11 protein-coding genes are annotated in these 18929 nt (G+C 66.4%); 7 read left to right on the top strand and 4 right to left on the bottom strand.

The window, feature by feature from the left end; genetic code table 11:
- Positions 1–17: 17 nt before the first annotated feature.
- Positions 18–1016 (bottom strand): polyprenyl synthetase family protein, encoded by a 999-nt coding sequence (locus AC13FN_RS02680; protein ID WP_054171191.1) that lies wholly within the window; start codon positions 1014–1016, stop codon positions 18–20.
- Positions 1017–1230: 214 nt separating this feature from the next.
- On the opposite strand from AC13FN_RS02680, the gene AC13FN_RS02675 reads away from it, so the two are divergent.
- Entirely contained in the window at positions 1231–2844 is a 1614-nt protein-coding gene (locus tag AC13FN_RS02675; protein ID WP_482985194.1) for an alpha-glucosidase family protein, read from the top strand.
- Positions 2845–3097: 253 nt separating this feature from the next.
- Here the strand turns inward: AC13FN_RS02675 and AC13FN_RS02670 are convergent, their stop codons facing one another.
- Together AC13FN_RS02670 and AC13FN_RS02665 are read right to left on the bottom strand one after the other, a co-directional pair.
- Positions 3098–5866 carry a TonB-dependent receptor gene (locus AC13FN_RS02670; protein WP_049413531.1) on the bottom strand — a complete coding sequence of 923 codons (2769 nt, stop codon included), beginning with the start codon at positions 5864–5866 and terminating at the stop codon, positions 3098–3100.
- 277 nt (positions 5867–6143) lie between these two features.
- Positions 6144–8198: a glycoside hydrolase family 97 protein gene (locus AC13FN_RS02665; RefSeq protein ID WP_482985195.1), complete on the bottom strand. Its 2055-nt coding sequence runs from the start codon at positions 8196–8198 to the stop codon at positions 6144–6146.
- Between the two features lie 237 nt (positions 8199–8435).
- Here AC13FN_RS02665 and AC13FN_RS02660 point away from each other — a divergent pair, with 237 nt between their 5' ends.
- The 6 genes from AC13FN_RS02660 (at position 8436) to AC13FN_RS02635 (ending at position 15231) form a co-directional block, all read left to right on the top strand.
- Positions 8436–10628 carry a glucosidase family protein gene (locus AC13FN_RS02660; RefSeq protein ID WP_482985196.1) on the top strand — a complete coding sequence of 731 codons (2193 nt, stop codon included), beginning with the start codon at positions 8436–8438 and terminating at the stop codon, positions 10626–10628.
- The gene (locus AC13FN_RS02655) at positions 10625–12112 is read left to right on the top strand and encodes an MFS transporter (protein WP_197644108.1); all 1488 of its coding nucleotides are present in this window, start codon (positions 10625–10627) and stop codon (positions 12110–12112) included. The genes AC13FN_RS02660 and AC13FN_RS02655 overlap by 4 nt, the downstream gene beginning before the upstream one ends.
- On the top strand, positions 12112–13824 hold the full coding sequence (locus tag AC13FN_RS02650; protein ID WP_049434523.1) for an alpha-amylase family glycosyl hydrolase: 1713 nt from the start codon (positions 12112–12114) through the stop codon (positions 13822–13824). The genes AC13FN_RS02655 and AC13FN_RS02650 overlap by 1 nt, the downstream gene beginning before the upstream one ends.
- 125 nt (positions 13825–13949) lie before the next feature.
- On the top strand, positions 13950–14336 hold the full coding sequence (locus AC13FN_RS02645; RefSeq protein WP_049434524.1) for an SseB family protein: 387 nt from the start codon (positions 13950–13952) through the stop codon (positions 14334–14336).
- A 140-nt stretch (positions 14337–14476) separates the two neighbouring features.
- A complete protein-coding gene (locus tag AC13FN_RS02640; protein ID WP_482985197.1) occupies positions 14477–14941 on the top strand; it encodes a GNAT family N-acetyltransferase in 465 nt (154 codons plus the stop codon).
- The gene (locus tag AC13FN_RS02635; protein WP_054171198.1) at positions 14938–15231 is read left to right on the top strand and encodes a hypothetical protein; all 294 of its coding nucleotides are present in this window, start codon (positions 14938–14940) and stop codon (positions 15229–15231) included. The genes AC13FN_RS02640 and AC13FN_RS02635 overlap by 4 nt, the downstream gene beginning before the upstream one ends.
- 103 nt (positions 15232–15334) lie before the next feature.
- Here the strand turns inward: AC13FN_RS02635 and AC13FN_RS02630 are convergent, their stop codons facing one another.
- Positions 15335–18919 carry an ABC transporter permease/M1 family aminopeptidase gene (locus AC13FN_RS02630; RefSeq protein WP_482985198.1) on the bottom strand — a complete coding sequence of 1195 codons (3585 nt, stop codon included), beginning with the start codon at positions 18917–18919 and terminating at the stop codon, positions 15335–15337.
- Between the last annotated feature and the right edge of the window lie 10 nt (positions 18920–18929).

Genomic DNA, 18929 nt, shown 5'->3' with positions numbered 1-18929 from the left:
CGGCACACCTCAACCGATCAATGCGAGCGCTGCACCGCGTAGCGGGCCAGGCCGCGCAGGGCGGCGACCGCGTCGTTGTCGCCCAGGCCATCGAGCGCGCGCTCGGCGGCTTCGGCATATTCCTCGGCACGCGCGCGGCTGTACTCCAGGCCGCCGGTAGCACGGATCGCAGCCAGCACTTCCGGCATCGCCGAGGCATCACCGTCCTGCACGATGGTGCGCAGGCGCTCACGGGTGGCGTCGTCGGAGTGCGCCATCGCGTGGATCAGCGGCAGCGTCGCCTTGCCTTCGGCCAGATCATCGCCCAGGTTCTTGCCCAGCTCGTCGGCGTTGGCCGAGTAGTCCAGCACGTCATCGGCGATCTGGAATGCGTAGCCCAGGTGCATGCCGTAGTCGAACAGGGCCTGCTGGGTGGTTTCGTCCACACCGCTGGCCAGCGCGCCCAGGCGGGTGCCGGCGGCGAACAGCACCGCGGTCTTGCGCTCGATCACGCGCAGGTACGCGGCTTCATCGGTATCGGGGTTGTGCACGTGCAGCAGCTGCAGCACCTCACCCTCGGCGATGCGGTTGGTGGCATCGGCCAGGATCTGCATCACCGACATGCGCTCCAGCTCGACCATCAGCTGGAAGCTGCGCGAGTACAGGAAGTCGCCGACCAGCACGCTCGGCGCGTTGCCCCACAGCGCGTTGGCGGTGCTGCGGCCACGCCGCAGGCTGGATTCGTCCACCACGTCGTCGTGCAGCAGGGTGGAGGTATGGATGAATTCGATGATCGCCGCCAGCTGGTGGTGGTCCGCGCCGACGTTGCCGACCGCGCGGCCGGCCAGCATGACCAGCATCGGGCGCAGGCGCTTGCCGCCGGCGGAAATGATGTGATCGGCGATCTGGTTGATCAGCACGACGTCCGAGGACAGCCGGCGCCGGATCAGGGCGTCGACGGCGGCCATGTCGGCCGCAGCAAGCGACTGGATCTGGGGCAGGCCCAGGGCGGGACGGGTGTCTTCGGTGATGGTCATGCGATCAGGCTTTCAGGCTCACCACTGATTATAGGCGCTGGCCGTGAATTCGGGCGCAAACCGGGCGGGCCGGCGTCCGCGGCCCGGCCACGGCTGCCGCCTGCGTGAATACGTATGCAGGTTGCGCCATGCCCGGGAGGCCACCGCTAAGCTTGCCGGAACAGGATTTCGGCCCGCTTCCGGCGGGCGCTGCATGCCCGGAGGGGGGCTGTCGATGTCGCACTATCCATGGTGGCGCGGAGCCGTCATCTACCAGATCTATCCGCGCAGCTACCTCGATGCCAACGGCGACGGGGTGGGCGACCTGCCGGGCATCATCCAGCGCCTGGACCACATCGCCGCGCTGGGCGTGGACGCAATCTGGATCTCGCCGTTCTTCAAGTCCCCCATGGCCGACTTCGGCTACGACATCGCCGACTACCGCGACGTCGACCCGCTGTTCGGCAACCTGGATGACTTCGACCGGCTGCTGGCCAAGGCCCACGGCCTGGGCCTGAAAGTGATGATCGACCAGGTGCTGAGCCACACGTCGATCGAACATGCGTGGTTTCGTGAGAGCCGCCAGGACCGCAGCAACCCGAAGGCGGACTGGTACGTCTGGGCCGACCCGCGCGAGGACGGCACCCCGCCCAACAACTGGCTGTCGCTGTTCGGCGGCGGTGCCTGGCAGTGGGAGCCGCGCCGTGAGCAGTACTACCTGCACAACTTCCTGGTCGACCAGCCGGACCTGAACTTCCACCACCCGGACGTGCAGCAGGCGACCCTGGACAACGTGCGCTTCTGGCTGGACCGCGGCGTGGATGGCTTCCGCCTGGATGCGATCAACTTCTGCTTCCATGACGCGCAGCTGCGCGACAACCCGGCCAAACCGGCGGAGAAGCGCTTCGGCCGCGGCTTCAGCCCGGACAATCCGTACGCCTACCAGTACCACTACTACAACAACACCCAGCCTGAGAACCTGCCGTTCCTGGAGCGCCTGCGCGCGCTGCTGGACGAGTATCCGGGGGCGGTCAGCCTGGGCGAGATCTCCTCGGAGGACTCGCTGGCCACCACGGCCGAGTACACCCGCGATGGCCGCCTGCACATGGGCTACAGCTTCGAGCTGCTGGTGGACGACTACAGCGCGGCCTATATCCGCGACACGGTCTCGCGGCTGGAAGCGGCGATGACGGAAGGCTGGCCGTGCTGGGCGGTGTCGAATCACGACGTGGAGCGGGCGGTCAGCCGCTGGGGCGGCCACCCGGCTGACCCGCGCCTGGCACGGATGCTGGTGGCGATGCTGTGCTCGCTGCGCGGCTCGGTCTGCCTGTACCAGGGCGAGGAGCTGGGCCTGGCTGAGGCCGAGGTGCCGTTCGAGGCGCTGCAGGACCCCTATGGCATCACCTTCTGGCCGAACTTCAAGGGCCGCGACGGCTGCCGCACCCCGTTGCCGTGGACTGATGCGCCGCTGGCCGGTTTCACCACGGGCCAGCCGTGGCTGCCGATCCCGGCCGAGCACCGCGCCGCGGCCGTGGCGGTGCAGGAGCGCGACCCGGGCTCGGTCCTGGCCGCATTCCGGGGGTTCCTGGCCTGGCGGCATAGCCAGCCGGCGCTCCTGCATGGCAGCATCCGGTTCATCGAAAGCGCCGAGCCAGTGCTGCTGTTCGAGCGTATGCTTGCAGATGAAACCCTCCTGCTGGCCTTCAACCTGTCGGCCGAGGCGGTGAGCCATCCGCTGCCGCCGGGCAACTGGCAGCAGGTGGAGGTACCGGGCCCGGATGCGGGCACGGTGCAGGGCAATGAACTCCAGCTGCCGCCGCGCGCGGTGTATTGCGCCCGACGCAGCTGACCGTTTTCTCCGGTGGCGGTACTTGCGGGGACGGGGCCGAAGCGCCCCGTCCCTTTTTTGTGGGTGGGATTTCGGAGAAGGGCATCCACGCATGGCGTGGATCTACTGGTTGGGGTGTCGCTGGGTAGATCCACGCCATGCGTGGATGGGCCTTGCCGACCAACGGCCGGCACTCGCGCAAAAGAAAACCCGCTGCCTGCGCAGCGGGCATTCCATGGGTTGCCGGCCAGCGGCCGGCACTACCCGGTGGTGATCAGAACTTGTAGTTCACGCCCAGCATGTAGGTGCGGCCCCATTCGATGTACTCCAGCGGGCGGTCCTTGCTGCCGGCATAGGTGCGGTACGGCTCGTTGGTCAGGTTGCTGCCCTGCAGCAGCAGGGTCAGCCCGCGCAGGCTGCTGCTGTCGCTGAAGGTGTAGCTGACCTGTGCATCGGTCACATTCTCGCCCACCACGTAACGCAGCGTGCGGTTGCCGTTGAAGTTGCCGATTTCACCAATGAAGTCCGAGCGGCGGCGCTGGCTCACGCGTGCTTCAAAGCCACTGCGCTCGTAGTAGGCGGTGAAGTTGTACACGCGCTTGGACAGGCCCGGCAGGCTGATCGGGTCACTGCCCACGCTGGAGGCGCTTTCCGGATCCAGGATGGTGATGTCGCTCTTGTTGAAGGTCGCGCTGGCCTGCACGCCGAAGCCGCGCAGGCTGTCGGTCAGCATCTCCAGCGGGAACGACCCGGTCAGCTCCAGCCCCTTCAACGTGCCGCCCTTGCCGTTCTGCGGCGTGGAGAAGGTACCGGTGGTCAGCACCGGTGCGGTCATGCCCGGCGGCGGCACGTAATTGCCCAGCAGGCCGCTGAAGTCATAGTTGTCCACCGACTGCGTGTAGACGTAGCTCTTCAGGTCCTTGTAGAAGATCGCCGCAGCCACGTAGGCCTTCTCGCCGAAGTACTTCTCATAGGACAGGTCCAGCGCGGTTGCGCGCCACGGATCCAGCAGCGGATTACCGCCGCTGCCACCGGGGCGGCCGTTGTTGGTATCCACACCGAATTCCAGGCCGGCACGCATCTGGTCCACGCGCGGGCGCGCCACCTGCTTGGCGGCGGCGAAGCGCAGCGTCTGCTGGTGCGGGAACATGAACACCAGGTTCAAGCTCGGCAACCAATCCTTGTAGGTCTTGCCGGCAGAGAAGGGCTGGATGTTGCTGCCCGCCGGCTGCGAGCTGTCCCAGTAGCGCGAATCCGAGCTCTGGTCGGTGTGCTGCATCTGCACGCCGATGTTGCCGCGCACGCCGACCACGCCGATGTCGGTGTTGATGTTCAGGCGTGCCCACGCGGTGGTGATCTTCTCCTCGACCGTCCACGACTTGGGAATCAGGTAGTCCAGGTTGTCGACCGGGTTGAAGGTCATGTAGCGACCCACCGCTGCCGGCACGTTCCACGACGGGATGTAGCCGATGCCGGCGAAACCGAGGTTGACCGGGCGGTACTGCAGGTCCGGGGCGATGGTGGATTCACCCTGAGCACCGAGCAGGATGTTGCCTTCGGCCTGGGCCTTCTGCTTACGGCGGTCGGCATAGTTCACGCCCACGTCCACATCCGAGAACCAGCTGGACATGGCCTCGGGAACCGGCAGCGTCGCCGCCAGCTTGGCGCCTTTCAAGCGGTCTTCGACCTCCGGCACCTTGCCGTAGCCGGAACCATAGATCGTGTTGGTCAGGAACAGGCTGTCCGGATTGGAATAGTCACGCCCCGGCGTGATCTGCGAGAAGCTGTTGTTGTTCACCACCAGGCCGATCGTGTCGAACTGCGGGCGCGGCACCAGCTGCAGGTTGTTTTCCAGATTGATCTCGCGGCGGGTCGCCTTCGAGTAGTTCAGGTCGGCGACCAGCTTCACGCCGCCGACGTTGAACTCGTTGTTCCAGCCGAACGCGTCGATCTTGTCCTTGCGCTTGTTGTACATGCCGCGGACCAGCGGGTACGCATTGCTGATCGTGCCACCGGTGAAGCTGCCATCGGCATTGCGGCCGACATTGCTGAACACCGGCAGGATCGCGTTGGGATTGTTGCTGTCCTCGCCATTGCCACTGAGGCTCAGCTCGAACTGGTTGGCGGTGTCGATCTGCTCGGCTTCGGTGTGGAACGCGTCGAAGGTGCTGGTCCAGCTGTTGCTCGGGCGGAACTGGATCGTCGCCATCACGCCGTCGCGCTTGTTGTTGCCGGTACGGCGCAGTGCCTTGATGCCGTCGGTGAAGTAGGTGCCTGGCGCGATTCCGCGACGCTCGCCTTTGTCGGTGTGTTCGGTGGTCCACGGCTCGTACAGGCCGACCTGGTTCTCCTGGATCGGCATGTCGCTGTGCGCGTAACCGATGGCGATGCCCAGGGTGTTGTCGAAGAACTGGTCGATGTAGCTGGCACTGAAACGATTGCCGTACGGATCGATGTTGGCGGCGCGGCCCAGGGAGCTCTTCTGGTAGCGGCCGCTGACCGCGATCACGCGCTCGCCGAAGCTGAGCGGGCGTGCGGTCTGCATGTCGATGGTGCCCGACAGGCCCTGGCCGACCAGGGCCGCGTCCGGGGTCTTGTAGACGGTCACGCCGTTGACCAACTCGGACGGGTACTGGTCGAACTCGACACCGCGGTTGTCGCCGGTGCTGACCACTTCACGGCCATTGAGCAGGGTGGTGGCGAAGTCGGGTGACAGGCCGCGCACGCTGATCACCTGCGCACGGCCGGCAACGCGCTGGGCGGCCAGGCCGGGCAGGCGCGAAATGGACTCGGCGATGCTGACGTCGGGCAGCTTGCCGATGTCTTCGGCGGAAATCGCCTCGACCACCGAGGTGGCGTCCTGCTTGATTGCGATCGCGTTTTCGATGCCGCGGCGGATGCCGGTGACCTGCACCGTATCCAGGTTGGTGGCGGCGGTGGCGGCCGGCGTGGTGGTGCTCTGCGTGGACTGTGCCGACGCCAGCGTCGGCGCCAGGACAACGGCCAGCGCGATGCTCAGCGCGCTGCGCTTGTGGTTCAACATTTTCCCCTCCCAGGCAATGTTGCAGATCGATTCGTGAACGTCCCGGAGTGACCGTGGACGTGCGACGCGGTGGCCGCTGTCGTCGCCGCTATGGTAGGCAGCGCGTTCTTCGCGGGAATCACCCTGCATACGTATTCAATGGCGTTTGCAGGGGTGTAATCGCTTTCAGGTGCATCGTTCTGTAGAGCCGAGCCCATGCTCGGCTGCGTTCCGGCGCTGCGCACCGCTGCCCGAGCGAGGGTTCGGGCGCTACAGCGGCGCGCAGGGAGGAAGACGTTCAACGGATAGGCGTGAAGCGAATGGCCTGTCCACCGCCCGGTGCCAGCACCAGCGTCAGGGCATCGGCGCTGGTCACCTCCCGGGTTTCTCGTGCGAACGCGAACGGGTTGCTGCGGAAATCAGCGCCGTCACCATCGCGGTAGATCTCGGCGCGATAGCGCACGCCCGGCTCCAGGAAGCCCAGCGATACCGGCAGCATGCGGCCGTGCTCATCGGTGATGCTGCCGAGGAACCAGTCACGGCTGTTGCGGTCGCGGCGTACGATCGTCACGTAGTCGCCCACCTCGCCATCGAGCACGCGGCTCTGCTCCCAGTCCACCGCCACGTCTTCGATGAAGCGGAACGCCTCGCGATGCTGCAGGTAGTGCTCGGGCAGGTCGGCGGCCATCTGGATCGGGCTGTACAGCACCACGTACAGCGCCAGCTGGCGGGCCAGCGTGCTGGGAATGGCCTGGCCGTGGCGGCCCTTCAGGCTGAGGATGCCAGGGGTGTAATCCATCGGCCCGGCCAGCATGCGGGTGAACACCAGATTGACCTCATGCTCCGGCGGGTTCGGCGGTTGGCCCCAGGCGTTGTACTCCATGCCGCGTGCGCCTTCGCGCGAGATCCAGTTGGGATAGGTGCGGCGCAGGCCGGTGTCCTTGATCGGCTCATGCGGGTTCACCGACAGATGGCGGCGCGCCGCTTCCTGCACCACCTTCAGATGGTGGCGGGCCATGAACTGCCCGTCATGCCACTCACGCCACAGCGGGCCGCCGGCCGGATTGCGGCGGTCGACCTGGCCATCGTCGCAGACGTAGCCGGTCTTGAACTGGTCCACGCCCAGCCGTGCGTACAGGTCCAGCGCAGCGCCCAGCTGATCCTCGTAGTGCTCGATGGCACAGCCGGTTTCATGGTGGCCGATCAGGTGCACGCCCTTCTTCAGTCCATATGCCGAAAGCGCTTCAATGTTGAAATCGGGCGTGGCGCGGGTGAAGTCGAAGTCGTAGCCATTGCCCACCCACATGCCGTCCCAGCCGGGATTCCAGCCTTCCACCAGCACGCCACGGAAGCCGTGCGCAGCGGCGAAGTCGATCACCTTCTTCGTCTTGGCGGTGGTGGCCGCATGCTTCGGCCCGGTGGCCCAGCTCTCATTGTCCAGGTGCATCGACCACCACACGCCCAGGTACTTGGCTGGCTTCACCCAGCTCACATCGCCCAGCGCATTGGGTTCGTTGAGGTTGAGGATCAGGTCCGATTCGACCAGGCCACCGGCGCGGTCGGCAATCTGCAGCGTGCGCCAGGGCGTGACGAAGGGCAGGGCACGGCGCACCTTCCAGCCTTCGGCGGAGGGTGACAGCTGCGCGCGCAGGCGTTGGCCCTCGGTGCGGCGCAGCCACATGCCGGCGTAGTCCACCAGCGCGGCCTCGTGGATCGCCACGTGCAGGCCATCGCGGCTGCGCAGGGTCATCGGCGTATGCACCAGCGGTACCTCGCGCAGCGGGGTGCGCTGGTACAGGTATTCGTAGTGGATCGGTTCGCCGGCCGGAATCCACCAGGCGGTCGATTCGGGCGCGATGGCGAACTCGGTCAGCTCGTCATCGATGATCGCCTCGCGCAGGTTCGGTTGCTCAGGGAACACATAGCGGAAGCCCAGGCCGTCGTCGTAGATGCGGAACACCACATCCAGCCGGCGCTTGCTGCCGGTGGTTTCGGCCAGCTGCACGGTCAGCTCGTTGAAGTGGTTGCGGGTGAGCCGGCGCTCGCCCCACGGCTGCTCCCAACTGTCGTCGACGCTGCGCCGCTGTTGGCCGAGCAGGGCGAAATCGCGGTCCAGGCGGCCATCGCGCAGGGCGAAGCCGAGCTTCGAATCCTCCACCACAGGCTCGCCGAAACGCTCGACTCGGTAGCGGGCGGTGCCGCCGTCCAGCACGAGGCTGACCTTGAGCACTTTGCCCGGTGATTCGACGCTGGCGACCTGTGGCGCGGCCTGTGCCAGCGTGGCCACTCCCAACAGGGCCAGGCCGAACAGGTGCGCGAACAGCGCGCGTACAACCGTGTGTGGCATCGGCATTTCCCCTCCCAAGGCGCCGTTGGCAGACCCGGACCATAAGCCAGCGCAGCAGGCGCGCTACCGCGTGGCGCCATGAATACGTATGCAGCTGGACGCAGCCGACAGCCCCGCGTCTACCATGGGGCCAAGGCACCTTGAGGGAGGGGCCGCGCCCGCCCGCCGGCAACGACGGTGCGGACCTACAACGCGTGCAGAGAGGGAGGGAGGCCGACGGGCGCAAGCCGGTCCGCCGCTTCGATGCTGAAGATCATTTGCCTGACCGCTGCCCTGGGGGCAGCGCTGGGATCGACCGCGCAGGCGGCCGACCTGCAATTCGACGGCCGCCATGCGCGTGCCGAAGCCGCTGCCAACGGCAGCTTCGTGCTGCATGCGCCGAAAGGTGAGGTGCGTATCGCGCCCATGCCGATGCGCAGCCAGAGCGGCAGCGTGATGTTCGATGCGTTGTTCGCGCTGGCCCAGCAGGAGATGGACCAGGACCGCGTGGACGCGATCCGCGATCCGTCGTTCGATGAAGGCCGGCCGGTGCCGTGCGAATGCTTCCAGACCGGCGCGCGCTGGCCCTATGTGTGGACCCGCGATGTCAGCTTCGCCGCCGATCTGGCTCTGGCGCGGCTGGATCCGCAGCGCACCCGGCAGTCGCTGCAGTTCAAGCTGTCGGCGGCGCGCGACGGGCACACGCCCGGCCTGTTCGTGGCGCAGGACACCGGTTCCGGCGGCAGCTGGCCGATCAGCAGCGACCGCGTGGTGTGGTTCCTGGCGGCACGCCACCTGCTGGAGGATCGCGCGTTTTCCGAGCAGGTCTGGCAGGCACTGCAGGGCACGCTGGCGCAGGACCGCGCGATGGTGTTCGACGGGCAGATGGGCCTGTACCGCGGCGAGACCTCGTTCCTGGACTGGCGCGAGCAGACCTATCCGGACTGGACCCGTGAGGATGTGCGCTTCATCGGTGATTCCTACGCGCTGTCCACCAACGTGCTGCACTACCAGGCGCTGCGCCTGGCCGAGCGGCTGGCGGCCCAGCGTGGTGACGCCCGTGCGGCCAACTACAAGGCCTGGGCCGACGCGCTGGCGCAGCAGATCGATGCGCGCTTCTGGCGCGAGGACATCGGCCAGTACATGAGCTACATCGGTGAAGCCGCGCATCCGGTGCCGTATGCCAAGGTGGATCTGCTCGGCCTGTCACTGGGCATCCTGGCCGACGTGCTGCCGCCCGAGCGTGCGCGCCGTGCGCTGGCGGCGTACCCGATCGGGCCGGCCGGCAGTCCGGTGGTCTGGCCGCAGGAAGCACAGCAGCCGATCTACCACAACCGCGCGATCTGGCCGTTCGTCAGTGCCTACTCGCTGCGTGCAGCGCGGCAGCTGGATGATGCACCGCGCATTGCCGCCGAAATCCGCTCGTTGATGCAGGGCGCCGCGCTGGCCGGTTCCAACATGGAGAACTACGAGCTGGTCAGCCAGGCAGTGCATGTCGAGGAAGGCGCACTGAGCGGACCGGTGGTCAATTCCGAACGGCAGCTGTGGTCGGTGGCGGGGTACCTGTCGATGGTGGTCGAAGGTGTATTCGGCGTGCAGGACGATGGCCGCGTGCAGCCCAAGCTGCCGGCAGTGCTGGTGCCAGAACTGTTCGGCACGCATCCCCGCATCACGTTGGAAGCCAACGGCAAGCGCTATGTGCTGGAGCGCCCGCAGAACGTGGGCGATGGCCTGCTGGTGGCCGGCAGAACCACCACGCGTGGCAGCACCACGACGGTGCAGCTGGTCGCCGCCCCGGCAGCAACCGGTTTCGCTGCCACGACTGCGGATGCCAACGCGCGTGCGCCGGCCACGCCGGTGGCACCGCAGGCCCTGCGCAAGGGCGCGGGTTGGAACGTTGCGGTGGCAGCCGATCAGGTGCTGTGGAAGGACGGCAAGGCGGTCACCGACAGCAACGGCGTGGCGCGCATCAGCGACGATGGCCTGCAGCATTGCCTCAGCCTGACCCGGCGCGAAGGCACGTTGGAATCGCTGCACAGCCCGATGCTCTGCGTCGGTCCGCAGCAGGTGCTGAAGGGCGAGGATCGCTGGCAGCTCACCTCGGCCAAGGCCGGGCAGGTGCGCCTGCGCCTGCAGTACCGCAACCCGAACGGGCCGATCAACACCGGCGTCACGGCTGCGGTCAAGCAGCTGGCACTGCAGTGCCCGGGCCAGCCATTGCAGCGGCATACGGTTGCGATGCCGCACAGCGTGGCCGTGCAGGACTCGACCTCGGCAACGTTCGCTGTGCCCAAGGGGCCGTGCACGGTCGCGCTTGAAGAAGGCTTCAACATGAGCGCGCTGCAGCATTTCGCGCACTACACCGGCGGAAAGGGCGGGCGCGACGGCGTGCTCAACCAGGCGCAGGTGCAAGCGTTGAAGGTGACGCAGGTGGCGGCGGAAGAGGACGCACGATGAATCGTCCCGCCAAGCCACAACTGTCGTTCTGGCAGATCTGGAACATGTGTTTCGGCTTCCTCGGTATCCAGTTCGGATTCGCCCTGCAGAACGCCAACGCCAGCCGCATCTTCGAGACGCTGGGCGCGGACATCGACGCGGTACCAGGATTGTGGATCGCCGCGCCGCTGACCGGCCTGCTGGTGCAGCCGGTGATTGGTTACCTGTCCGACCGCACTTGGACCCGCTGGGGCCGCCGCCGTCCGTTCTTCATGATCGGTGCGGTGCTGACCACGCTTGCCCTGCTGGTGATGCCGAACTCGCCGACGCTGTGGATCGCCGCCGGCACGCTGTGGGTGCTCGACGCTTCGATAAACGTGTCGATGGAACCGTTCCGAGCCTTCGTTGGCGACCAGCTGGCACCGCGTCAGCGGCCCACCGGCTATGCGATGCAGAGCTTCTTCATCGGCGTGGGCGCGATCGTCGCCAGCTTCCTGCCGTTCATCCTCGCCCACTTCGGCGTCGCCAACACGGCCGCTGCAGGTGAGGTGCCGGACACCGTGCGCTATGCGTTCTACTTCGGCGCGGTGGTGCTGCTGGCGGCGATCACCTGGACGGTGGTCAGCACCCGCGAATATTCACCGGCGGAGCTGGCCGGGTTCGATGATGCCGAGCCGCCGGCACATCACGCAGCGGCGACGATCAGCGGTCCGGCGCCCTGGGCGCAGGTGGCCGTATGGCTGGGCCTGGGCGTGCTGCTGGCGGTGCTGATCGCGTGGCGACAGGGCGACAGGATGCTGTACGTGCTGGCGGGGCTGTGTGCAGGCTACGGCCTGCTGCTGGCCGTGGCCCGCGCGCTGCCTGGCACGCATATGCTGGCCGCCATCGTCGGCGACCTGCGCGCGATGCCGGTGACCATGCGGCGGCTGGCCTGGGTGCAGTTCTTCTCGTGGTTCGCGCTGTTCGCAATGTGGATCTACACCACTGCGGCGGTGGCCGGTGTCCACTTCGGTTCGGACGACCCGAAGACGGCGGCCTACAACGAAGGCGCCAACTGGGTGGGCGTACTGTTTGGCGCCTATAACGGTTTCGCCGCGTTGGCGGCGGTGCTGATTCCACTCATGGTGCGTGCGATCGGCCTGCGCTGGAGCCACCTGCTCAACCTGTGGCTGGGCGGTGCCGGGCTGGTCTCGCTGATGTTCATCCGCGACCCGCACTGGCTGCTGCTGTCGATGGTCGGCGTCGGCTTCGCCTGGGCGTCCATTCTTTCGCTGCCTTATGCACTGCTGTCCGACAGCGTGCCGGCGTCGAAGATGGGTGTGTACATGGGCATCTTCAATTTCTTCATCGTGATCCCGCAGCTGGTCGCGGCCAGCGCGCTCGGCTTCGCCCTGCGTACGTTGCTGGGTGGCCAGCCGATGCATGTACTGGTGCTGGGCGGCTGCAGCCTGTTCATCGCCGGCCTGTGCGTGTTGTGGGTTCCGTCCCGTCCGGAGGTGGTGTGATGCGTGGTGCGCTGTCTGTTGCTGTTTCCCTGGTGCTGGCCGGCCACGCGGCGGCCGCGCCGCGCCCGGACTATGTGGGCACCACCGAGCCGTTCGCCAGCGATGCGGTGTACTTCGTGGTCACCGACCGCTTCGTCAACGGTGACCCGTCCAACGACCATCGTGACCAGGGTGGCAAGCACCGCACCTTCGATATTCCGGTGCCGTGCCCGGACAAGGTGGACGGCAATATCGGCTACCTCGGCGGTGACTTCCGTGGCGTGCTCGACAATGCGCAGTACATCCGCAACCTGGGTTTCGGCGCGGTGTGGATCACGCCGATCGTGGATAACCCCGACGAAGCTTTCACCGGCAGCAAGCCGATCAGCTGCACCAGCACGCTGACCGACCGCGGCAAGACCGGCTACCACGGGTACTGGGGCATCAACTTCTACAAGCTTGATGAGCACCTGCCCAGCAGGGACCTGGACTTTGCCGGACTGACCAAGGGCCTGCACGGTGCTGGCTTGAAGGTCGTACTGGATATCGTGGGCAACCACGGCTCGCCGGCCTGGACCATGCCGACGCGGCAGCCGCAGTTCGGCCAGATCTTCGACAAGGACGGAAAGCTGATTGCCGACCACCAGAACCTGCCGCCGCAGAAACTGGATCCGAAGCACAACCCGCTGCACGCGTTCTACAACAACATCGGTCCGGTCGACGGCAAGGACGGTTCGATCTTCGACGGCAATCTGGCCGAGCTGTCCGACTTCAACCAGGACAATCCAGCGGTAATGGACTACCTGGTGGGTGCCTACCTGCAATGGACCGCGCAGGGCGTGGACGCGCTGCGCATCGACACCATCGGCTGGCTGCCGCACCCGTGGTGGCATGCCTTCGTGAAGCGCATCCGCGCCGAGCACCCGGGCATGTTCATGTTCGGCGAAGCCTTCGACTACAACGCGGCGACCATTGCCGAGCACACCTGGCCGGCCAACGCCAATGTCAGCGTGCTCGATTTCCCGCTGCGCGGCGCACTGGAGCAGACCTTCGGCACCGCCGGCAAGGGCTTTGAAACGCTGGCCGAGCCGCTGCACCTGAGCGGTGGCCCGTACGCCAACCCGTACGAGCTGATGAGCTTCTACGACAACCACGACATGCCGCGCCTGCAGGCCAGCGACAGCGGTTTCATCGATGCGCACAACTGGCTGTTCACCGCGCGCGGCATTCCGGTGGTCTATTACGGCTCGGAGACCGGTTTCATGCGTGGCCGCGCCGAGCACGCCGGCAACCGCGCCTACTTCGGCCAGCCGCGTGTGGATGCGGCGCCGAAGAGCCCCATCTTCGCGCCCCTGCAGCGTATCGCACGACTGCGCGAAGCCACCCCGGCGCTGCAGCGCGGCCTGCAGGTGAACGAGCGGCTGAAGGGTGATGAGGCGGTGTTCTTCCGCGTGCTGCAGCAGGGCGAGGTGGCGCAGACCGCGCTGGTGCTGCTGAACAAGGGCGACCAGGCCAGGAGCTTCACCGTGGCGCGTTACGTCCAGGCTGGCCGCTGGCGTGACGCGCTGGACGGCGGTTCGTTGCAGGTGGATGCCTCCCTGAAGGCCGAAGTGCCTGCGCATGGCGTGAAGGTGTACGTGCTGGATGCCGCCGTGCAGCAGCCGGCGCTGCAGGTCGAGCTGGACAAGGCGATGACCGACCAGAAGGCTCGGGACCAGCGTCTGGGACGGTGAGGGCGCCGCCGGGCATGGCCCGGCGCTACCGCTCTGGTGGGTGCCAACCTCGGTTGGCACGCTCTTCGAGCAGTCGAGCAGGCTCGACCCTACAATAGGCCCCCCTCACGCCCTGCCGTACCGCCATGACCGACCTCGCCCCGCAGACCCCGATCGAAACCCTGCTGAAGGCGGCGATGGACGGGGCGGTGCCGATCCGCGCCTTCATGGAGGCCTTCGTCGCTTCCGAGGTAGTGCTGCTGACCGGCAGCCTGGTCACGCCCGACGGCAGCGGCTTCGACCCGCTGCTGTTCGACAAGCAGGGCACCCTGCACGTGGCCGTGTTCACCGATCCATCGCGGGTGGGCATCTACAGCCAGCAGGCCCAACACCAGATCCGCTGGTTGATGCTGGACGTGCTGCGCCGCGTGCCGGGGGGCTACGGCGTGGTGATCAACCCGGGCACTCCGCTGGGCTTCGAGATCTCGCCCAGCGGAATCGGCGAAATCCTCAAGGATTTCGCCCAGGGCTGATTGTCCTGTAGAGCCGAGCCCATGCTCGGCTGCCTTTCGCACAATGCCCGCTCAGTCGAGCACGGCTCGACGCTACAGAAGGCTTCCTTTTGAACGCCGTCCGTGATCCCCTTGGGCGACATCGGGATCGAGGCTTGGTCATGGAGTTCAGGGTATTGCCTGCCGACGCAGCGGAACGACAGCAATTGGCCCAGTGGTACCACGCCCAATGGGGCCAGGACGCCGGCCTGACACTGGAACAGGAACTGCAGCGGCTCAATCCGCCGCAGGATGCCGAAGGTTTCCCGCACCTGATCGCTGCATTCGATGGCGGTCAGGTGGTTGGCGCAGTCCAGCTCAAGCGCCGGGAAGTGCAGGCGTTCCCACAGTACGAACATTGGCTGGGCAGCGTGTTCGTGGCCGACAGCCATCGCGGGCGTGGGCTGGCTGGCGCGCTGGTGGAACAGGCAGCGGCGCAGGCGGTGCGGATGGGGGTTTCCGAGTTGTATCTACAGACCGAAGCGCTGGATGGTGGCCTGTACGCTCGGCTGGGCTGGAAGCCGCTGCAGGAAGCCGACAACCGCAGCTATCGCGTGCTGGTGATGGTGCGCAGGTTGGCCGCATGAGCGCATCCACATCGCGCCATTCCCGCTCCGCACTGATCTTCCTGATCTCAGCGATCGCTGCAGCGCTGGTGTCCATGCCCCTGCTGCGCGCGGTGGGCATGGTGCTGTGGCCGGTGTTCGTCATTGCCTGGCTGATCAACCTGGGCGCGGCCTGGCATCTGGCCCAGTGGGCACGCCAGCAGGGCCGTTCGGCGTGGGCGTTCGGGTTGCCGGCAGCGTTCGGCACCGTCGCCTCGATCGTGGTCTATGTGCTGCTGGCATTGCTGGGGCCGAAGGCCGCGGTGCACTGAGTTTTCGCGGCTGCCGTGGACAATGTGCAGAGCATGGCTCGGCACTACAGTAATGCCGAGCCAAGCCCGCACGTGCTGCGTGGAGCGCCGGCGCCCCGTTGCCTCACATCGTCACCTTGCGCCGGTTGTCGTCGCTCACCCGGTCGATCAACTTGTTATACGGATCGAAGCCCGCTTCATCCGGCTTTTCATCCACGGTCACCGTGATCTTCGGATCGGCGCTGGTGATGTGATGACGCTGCAGGTACAGCACTTTCTGGTCGCGTTCCTTGCCTGAAGGCCCGTTGGCGAACACGCCGATCTCGATCCAGTCATCCATCTTCCCGTCGCTTTCCTGGCCCTTGCCGTCGGCATATTGCTTGGCAGCATGCAGGTCCAGGGTCACGTCGTAGCGGCCGTCATCGCGCTGGCGGGCGCTGGCGACCATCACGCGGTTGTCGTAGAAACTGATCTTCTCGAACAGGTCGGTGACCAGCTGCTGGCGGTCGGCCGGGGTCTCGGCGCGGATGTAGTCCAGCAGCTCGCGTGAGGTGGTGTACGGCGGCTGCTGGTAGCCCTTGTCCTGCAGGAAGCGCTTCAATGCCCGGTTAAGCGCCTGCTCGCCGATCTCCTCGCGCAGCCGGTAGAACACCAGCGAACCCTTCTGGTAGTGGATGTACTGCTGGTTCTCCACACGTTCCAGAGGCTGTTCCTCAATGGCTTCGCCGCCGCGGCCGGACAGGTAGCCGTCCAGCTCGCGCTTGAGGAACTGGCGCATGCGCTGGCGACCATACTCCTGCTCCATCACCATCAGTGCCGAATACTGCGACAGCGATTCGGACAGGACCGTTGCGCCCTGCACGTTGGCACCGATCACCTGGTGCGCCCACCACTGGTGCGCGATCTCGTGCGCGGTTACGTAGAACACGTAGTCCACCTTGTCCGGGTCACGCAGGTCGGCGATGAAACCGATGGCCTCGGAGTAGGGGATGGTGTTGGCGAACGACTGCGCGAAGCGCGCATAGCCGGGGAACTCGATGATGCGCACCTGGCGGTGCTGGTACGGGGTGAAGTTCGTTTCGTAGTAGGCCAGCGACTTCTGCACCGCCTCGATCATACGGTCCACGTTGTAGCCGTGCGCCGGGTCGAAGTAGACCTCCACCGGGATGTCCTTGTACTTCGCCTTGCGCACCTCCCAGCGTGCCGACAGATAGGCGTAGAAGTTCAGCATCGGCCGGTCCATGGCATAGCTGAAGCAGCGCCGGCCGTTGACCGTGGTCTCATGCTGGAGGTAGCCCGGGGCCAGCGCCACCTGGTCCAGTGCCGTGCAGACCGTGGTGCGGAAGTCGAGCCAGTCGGCATCGTTGGAGATGTAGGTGTTGGCGCGTGCGGCTTCGTCTTCCAGCTTGGGCATGCGCCGCGGCTCACCCAGGTCGCGCTTGCGGCGTTCGTTGCGGTCGCTGATCTCGGCGCCTTCGTTGTAGCCGAACGAGGGCAGTACGCGGCTGTTGAAGAACGTGCCGTTGTCCACGATGTTGCTCGGTGCCTGGCCAGCGGTGATGCCGTTGGGCTTCTGCACCACCCGGAAATGCACGCTGCGGGTTTCACCCGGTTGCAGCGGTTTCTGCAGGCGGTAGATGCGGTAGCCGAGATCGGCGTCGTGCATTGACAGGGTCTGTCCGCCCAGATCGACCGCAACCAGCTGCTTGTCATCACCCATCGAGACGTGCACGTCCTGGATCGGTGTGGCGTGGGTGTTGCGCACCGTCCAATTCGCATCGATCACCATCGACTGCGATTCCGGGAACAGGTCCACGCGGTTGTCCACGGCGACAATGCGGGGTTGCGGCAGGTTGCGGTACTTCGACAGCTCGCGCTCGTAGCGGGCCTGCAGGTCCAGCTGCTGGTCGGGCGAGATGAACTCGTTGCGGATGTTGGTGCTCCAGTACAGCCAGCCGCCCAGGCCGACGAACGCCAGCGCGGCCACCGCGGCGAAGGCGCCGGTCGGACCACGCAGGCGGCGGCCGGCCAGGGCCAGGCGCTGGCGCAGTCCCTGGCTGACACCCCGTACCCAGAAGGCCGACGCCAGGCACATCAAGGTCAGCAGGAACAGGGCCCAGTAGCCCTGGAATGCCAGCTGCCCGGTCAGGAAGTGGCCGTAGCCGTTCATGTCCGAATAGGGTGCGTTGGGCCAGCTGCCGAAGTTGTACAGGTTCTGCGTGTAGTCGAGCATGCCCAGCACACCCTGACCGATCATCACCACGATCAGCAATGCGTAACCGACGAACTTGTTGTTGGTGAGCACCTGCAGCACCAGCGCCAGGCCCCCCATGAGGATGTAGACCACCGAATCCAGCGCCAGGCTGCGCAGGTACAGCAGCGGCTCCAGATGCGTGTAGCCCTTGGCCAGCTGCACGCCCATCGCGGCCACTGCACCGGCCGCTTGGAAGCAGACGATCACCGCCAGCAATGCGGTGAACTTGGCCAACAGCGGCACCCAGTTCGGCACCGGCATGGCATCGGTCACTTCATTGATGCGCGCACTGCGTTCCTTCCAGACCAGCTCACCGGCGAAGAACAGCACGATGATCACCAGCAGCCAGCTGAAGGCCCCCTGCAGGCCCATGATCATCTGCGAGGTGACCGGCCAGATCGAGGTGCCGTACAGGGTCTGCCGGAACAGCGCGCTGGGCAGGAAGTTGGCCAGGCCCAGTACCAGCAGCACGATGAACGGCACGCTGCGCAGGACGCCGCGTGTATCGAAGCGGACCTGTCGCAGGAACTGCCGCCACGCCGTGGTGGCGGTGAACACCGGTACCACGCGCGGCAGTGTTGCGCGGGTGGGGCGGGTGCCGGTGGCATCGGCAACCGGTTGCGCCTGCCTGCGGCCCCAGCGCCGACGGCCACTGCCGCTGCGTTCGGTGCGGAACAGCGCGAAGGTGGCGGCGAACAGCGCGGCAGCCACGCCCAACCACAGGGCGCGGTTGGCCAGCAGGTAACCGGCCAGCTCGGGAATCCCGTTGTTGCGCTCGGCGGTGGACCAGTAGCGGATCGTGCGGCCCAGTGCGCGCATGCCCAGCGGTTCGCTCAGCACCGCGATCCACGTGTTGTCGATGTCGCGCAGCAGGGCCGCGCTGGCGCCATACAGCACCAGGTAGGCCACCAGGCCGATGTAGACCCACAGGATCGAGCGGGTCAGCGCCGCCAGCAGCGACAGCAGCGCGGTGGTGAACAACAGGTTGGGAATGACGATGACTGCGAACGTCCACGCATAGCCCTGCCAGCTGATCGGGCCCATGCGTTCGGGATCGATCCACGGCATGAACGGTGCCAGCCATAGGCCGAACGCGATCAGCACGTAGACCAGCAGGCCTGCCGCCAGGGCGGCGGCGATGCGCCCGGCCAGGTAGTCGCGGCGTTTCACCGGGCTGGCGAAGATCAGTTCAGCGGTACCGAGTTCGAAGTCACGCAACAGCGCGTTGCTGACGAACAGCGCGGTGACCAGCATGCCGAGCAGGGTGAAGATGCCCAGCATCTGTGCGATCACGGTGGGCGCGTTGCTGTGCACGTTGCCGGCGCCACCGCCGATCTGCACCGCGTCGCTGGACGCGGCGGCGAAGGCAAGCAGGGCGAACAGCCCGGCCAGCAGCCACAGCAGCGGGGAGCGCAGCTGCTCGCGCAGCTCGAAGCGGAAGAAGTTGAGGATCATGGCGTGCTCC

The organism is Stenotrophomonas sp. 115C5, assembly GCF_056861055.1.
This window is presented reverse-complemented; position numbering and strand designations above follow the sequence as displayed.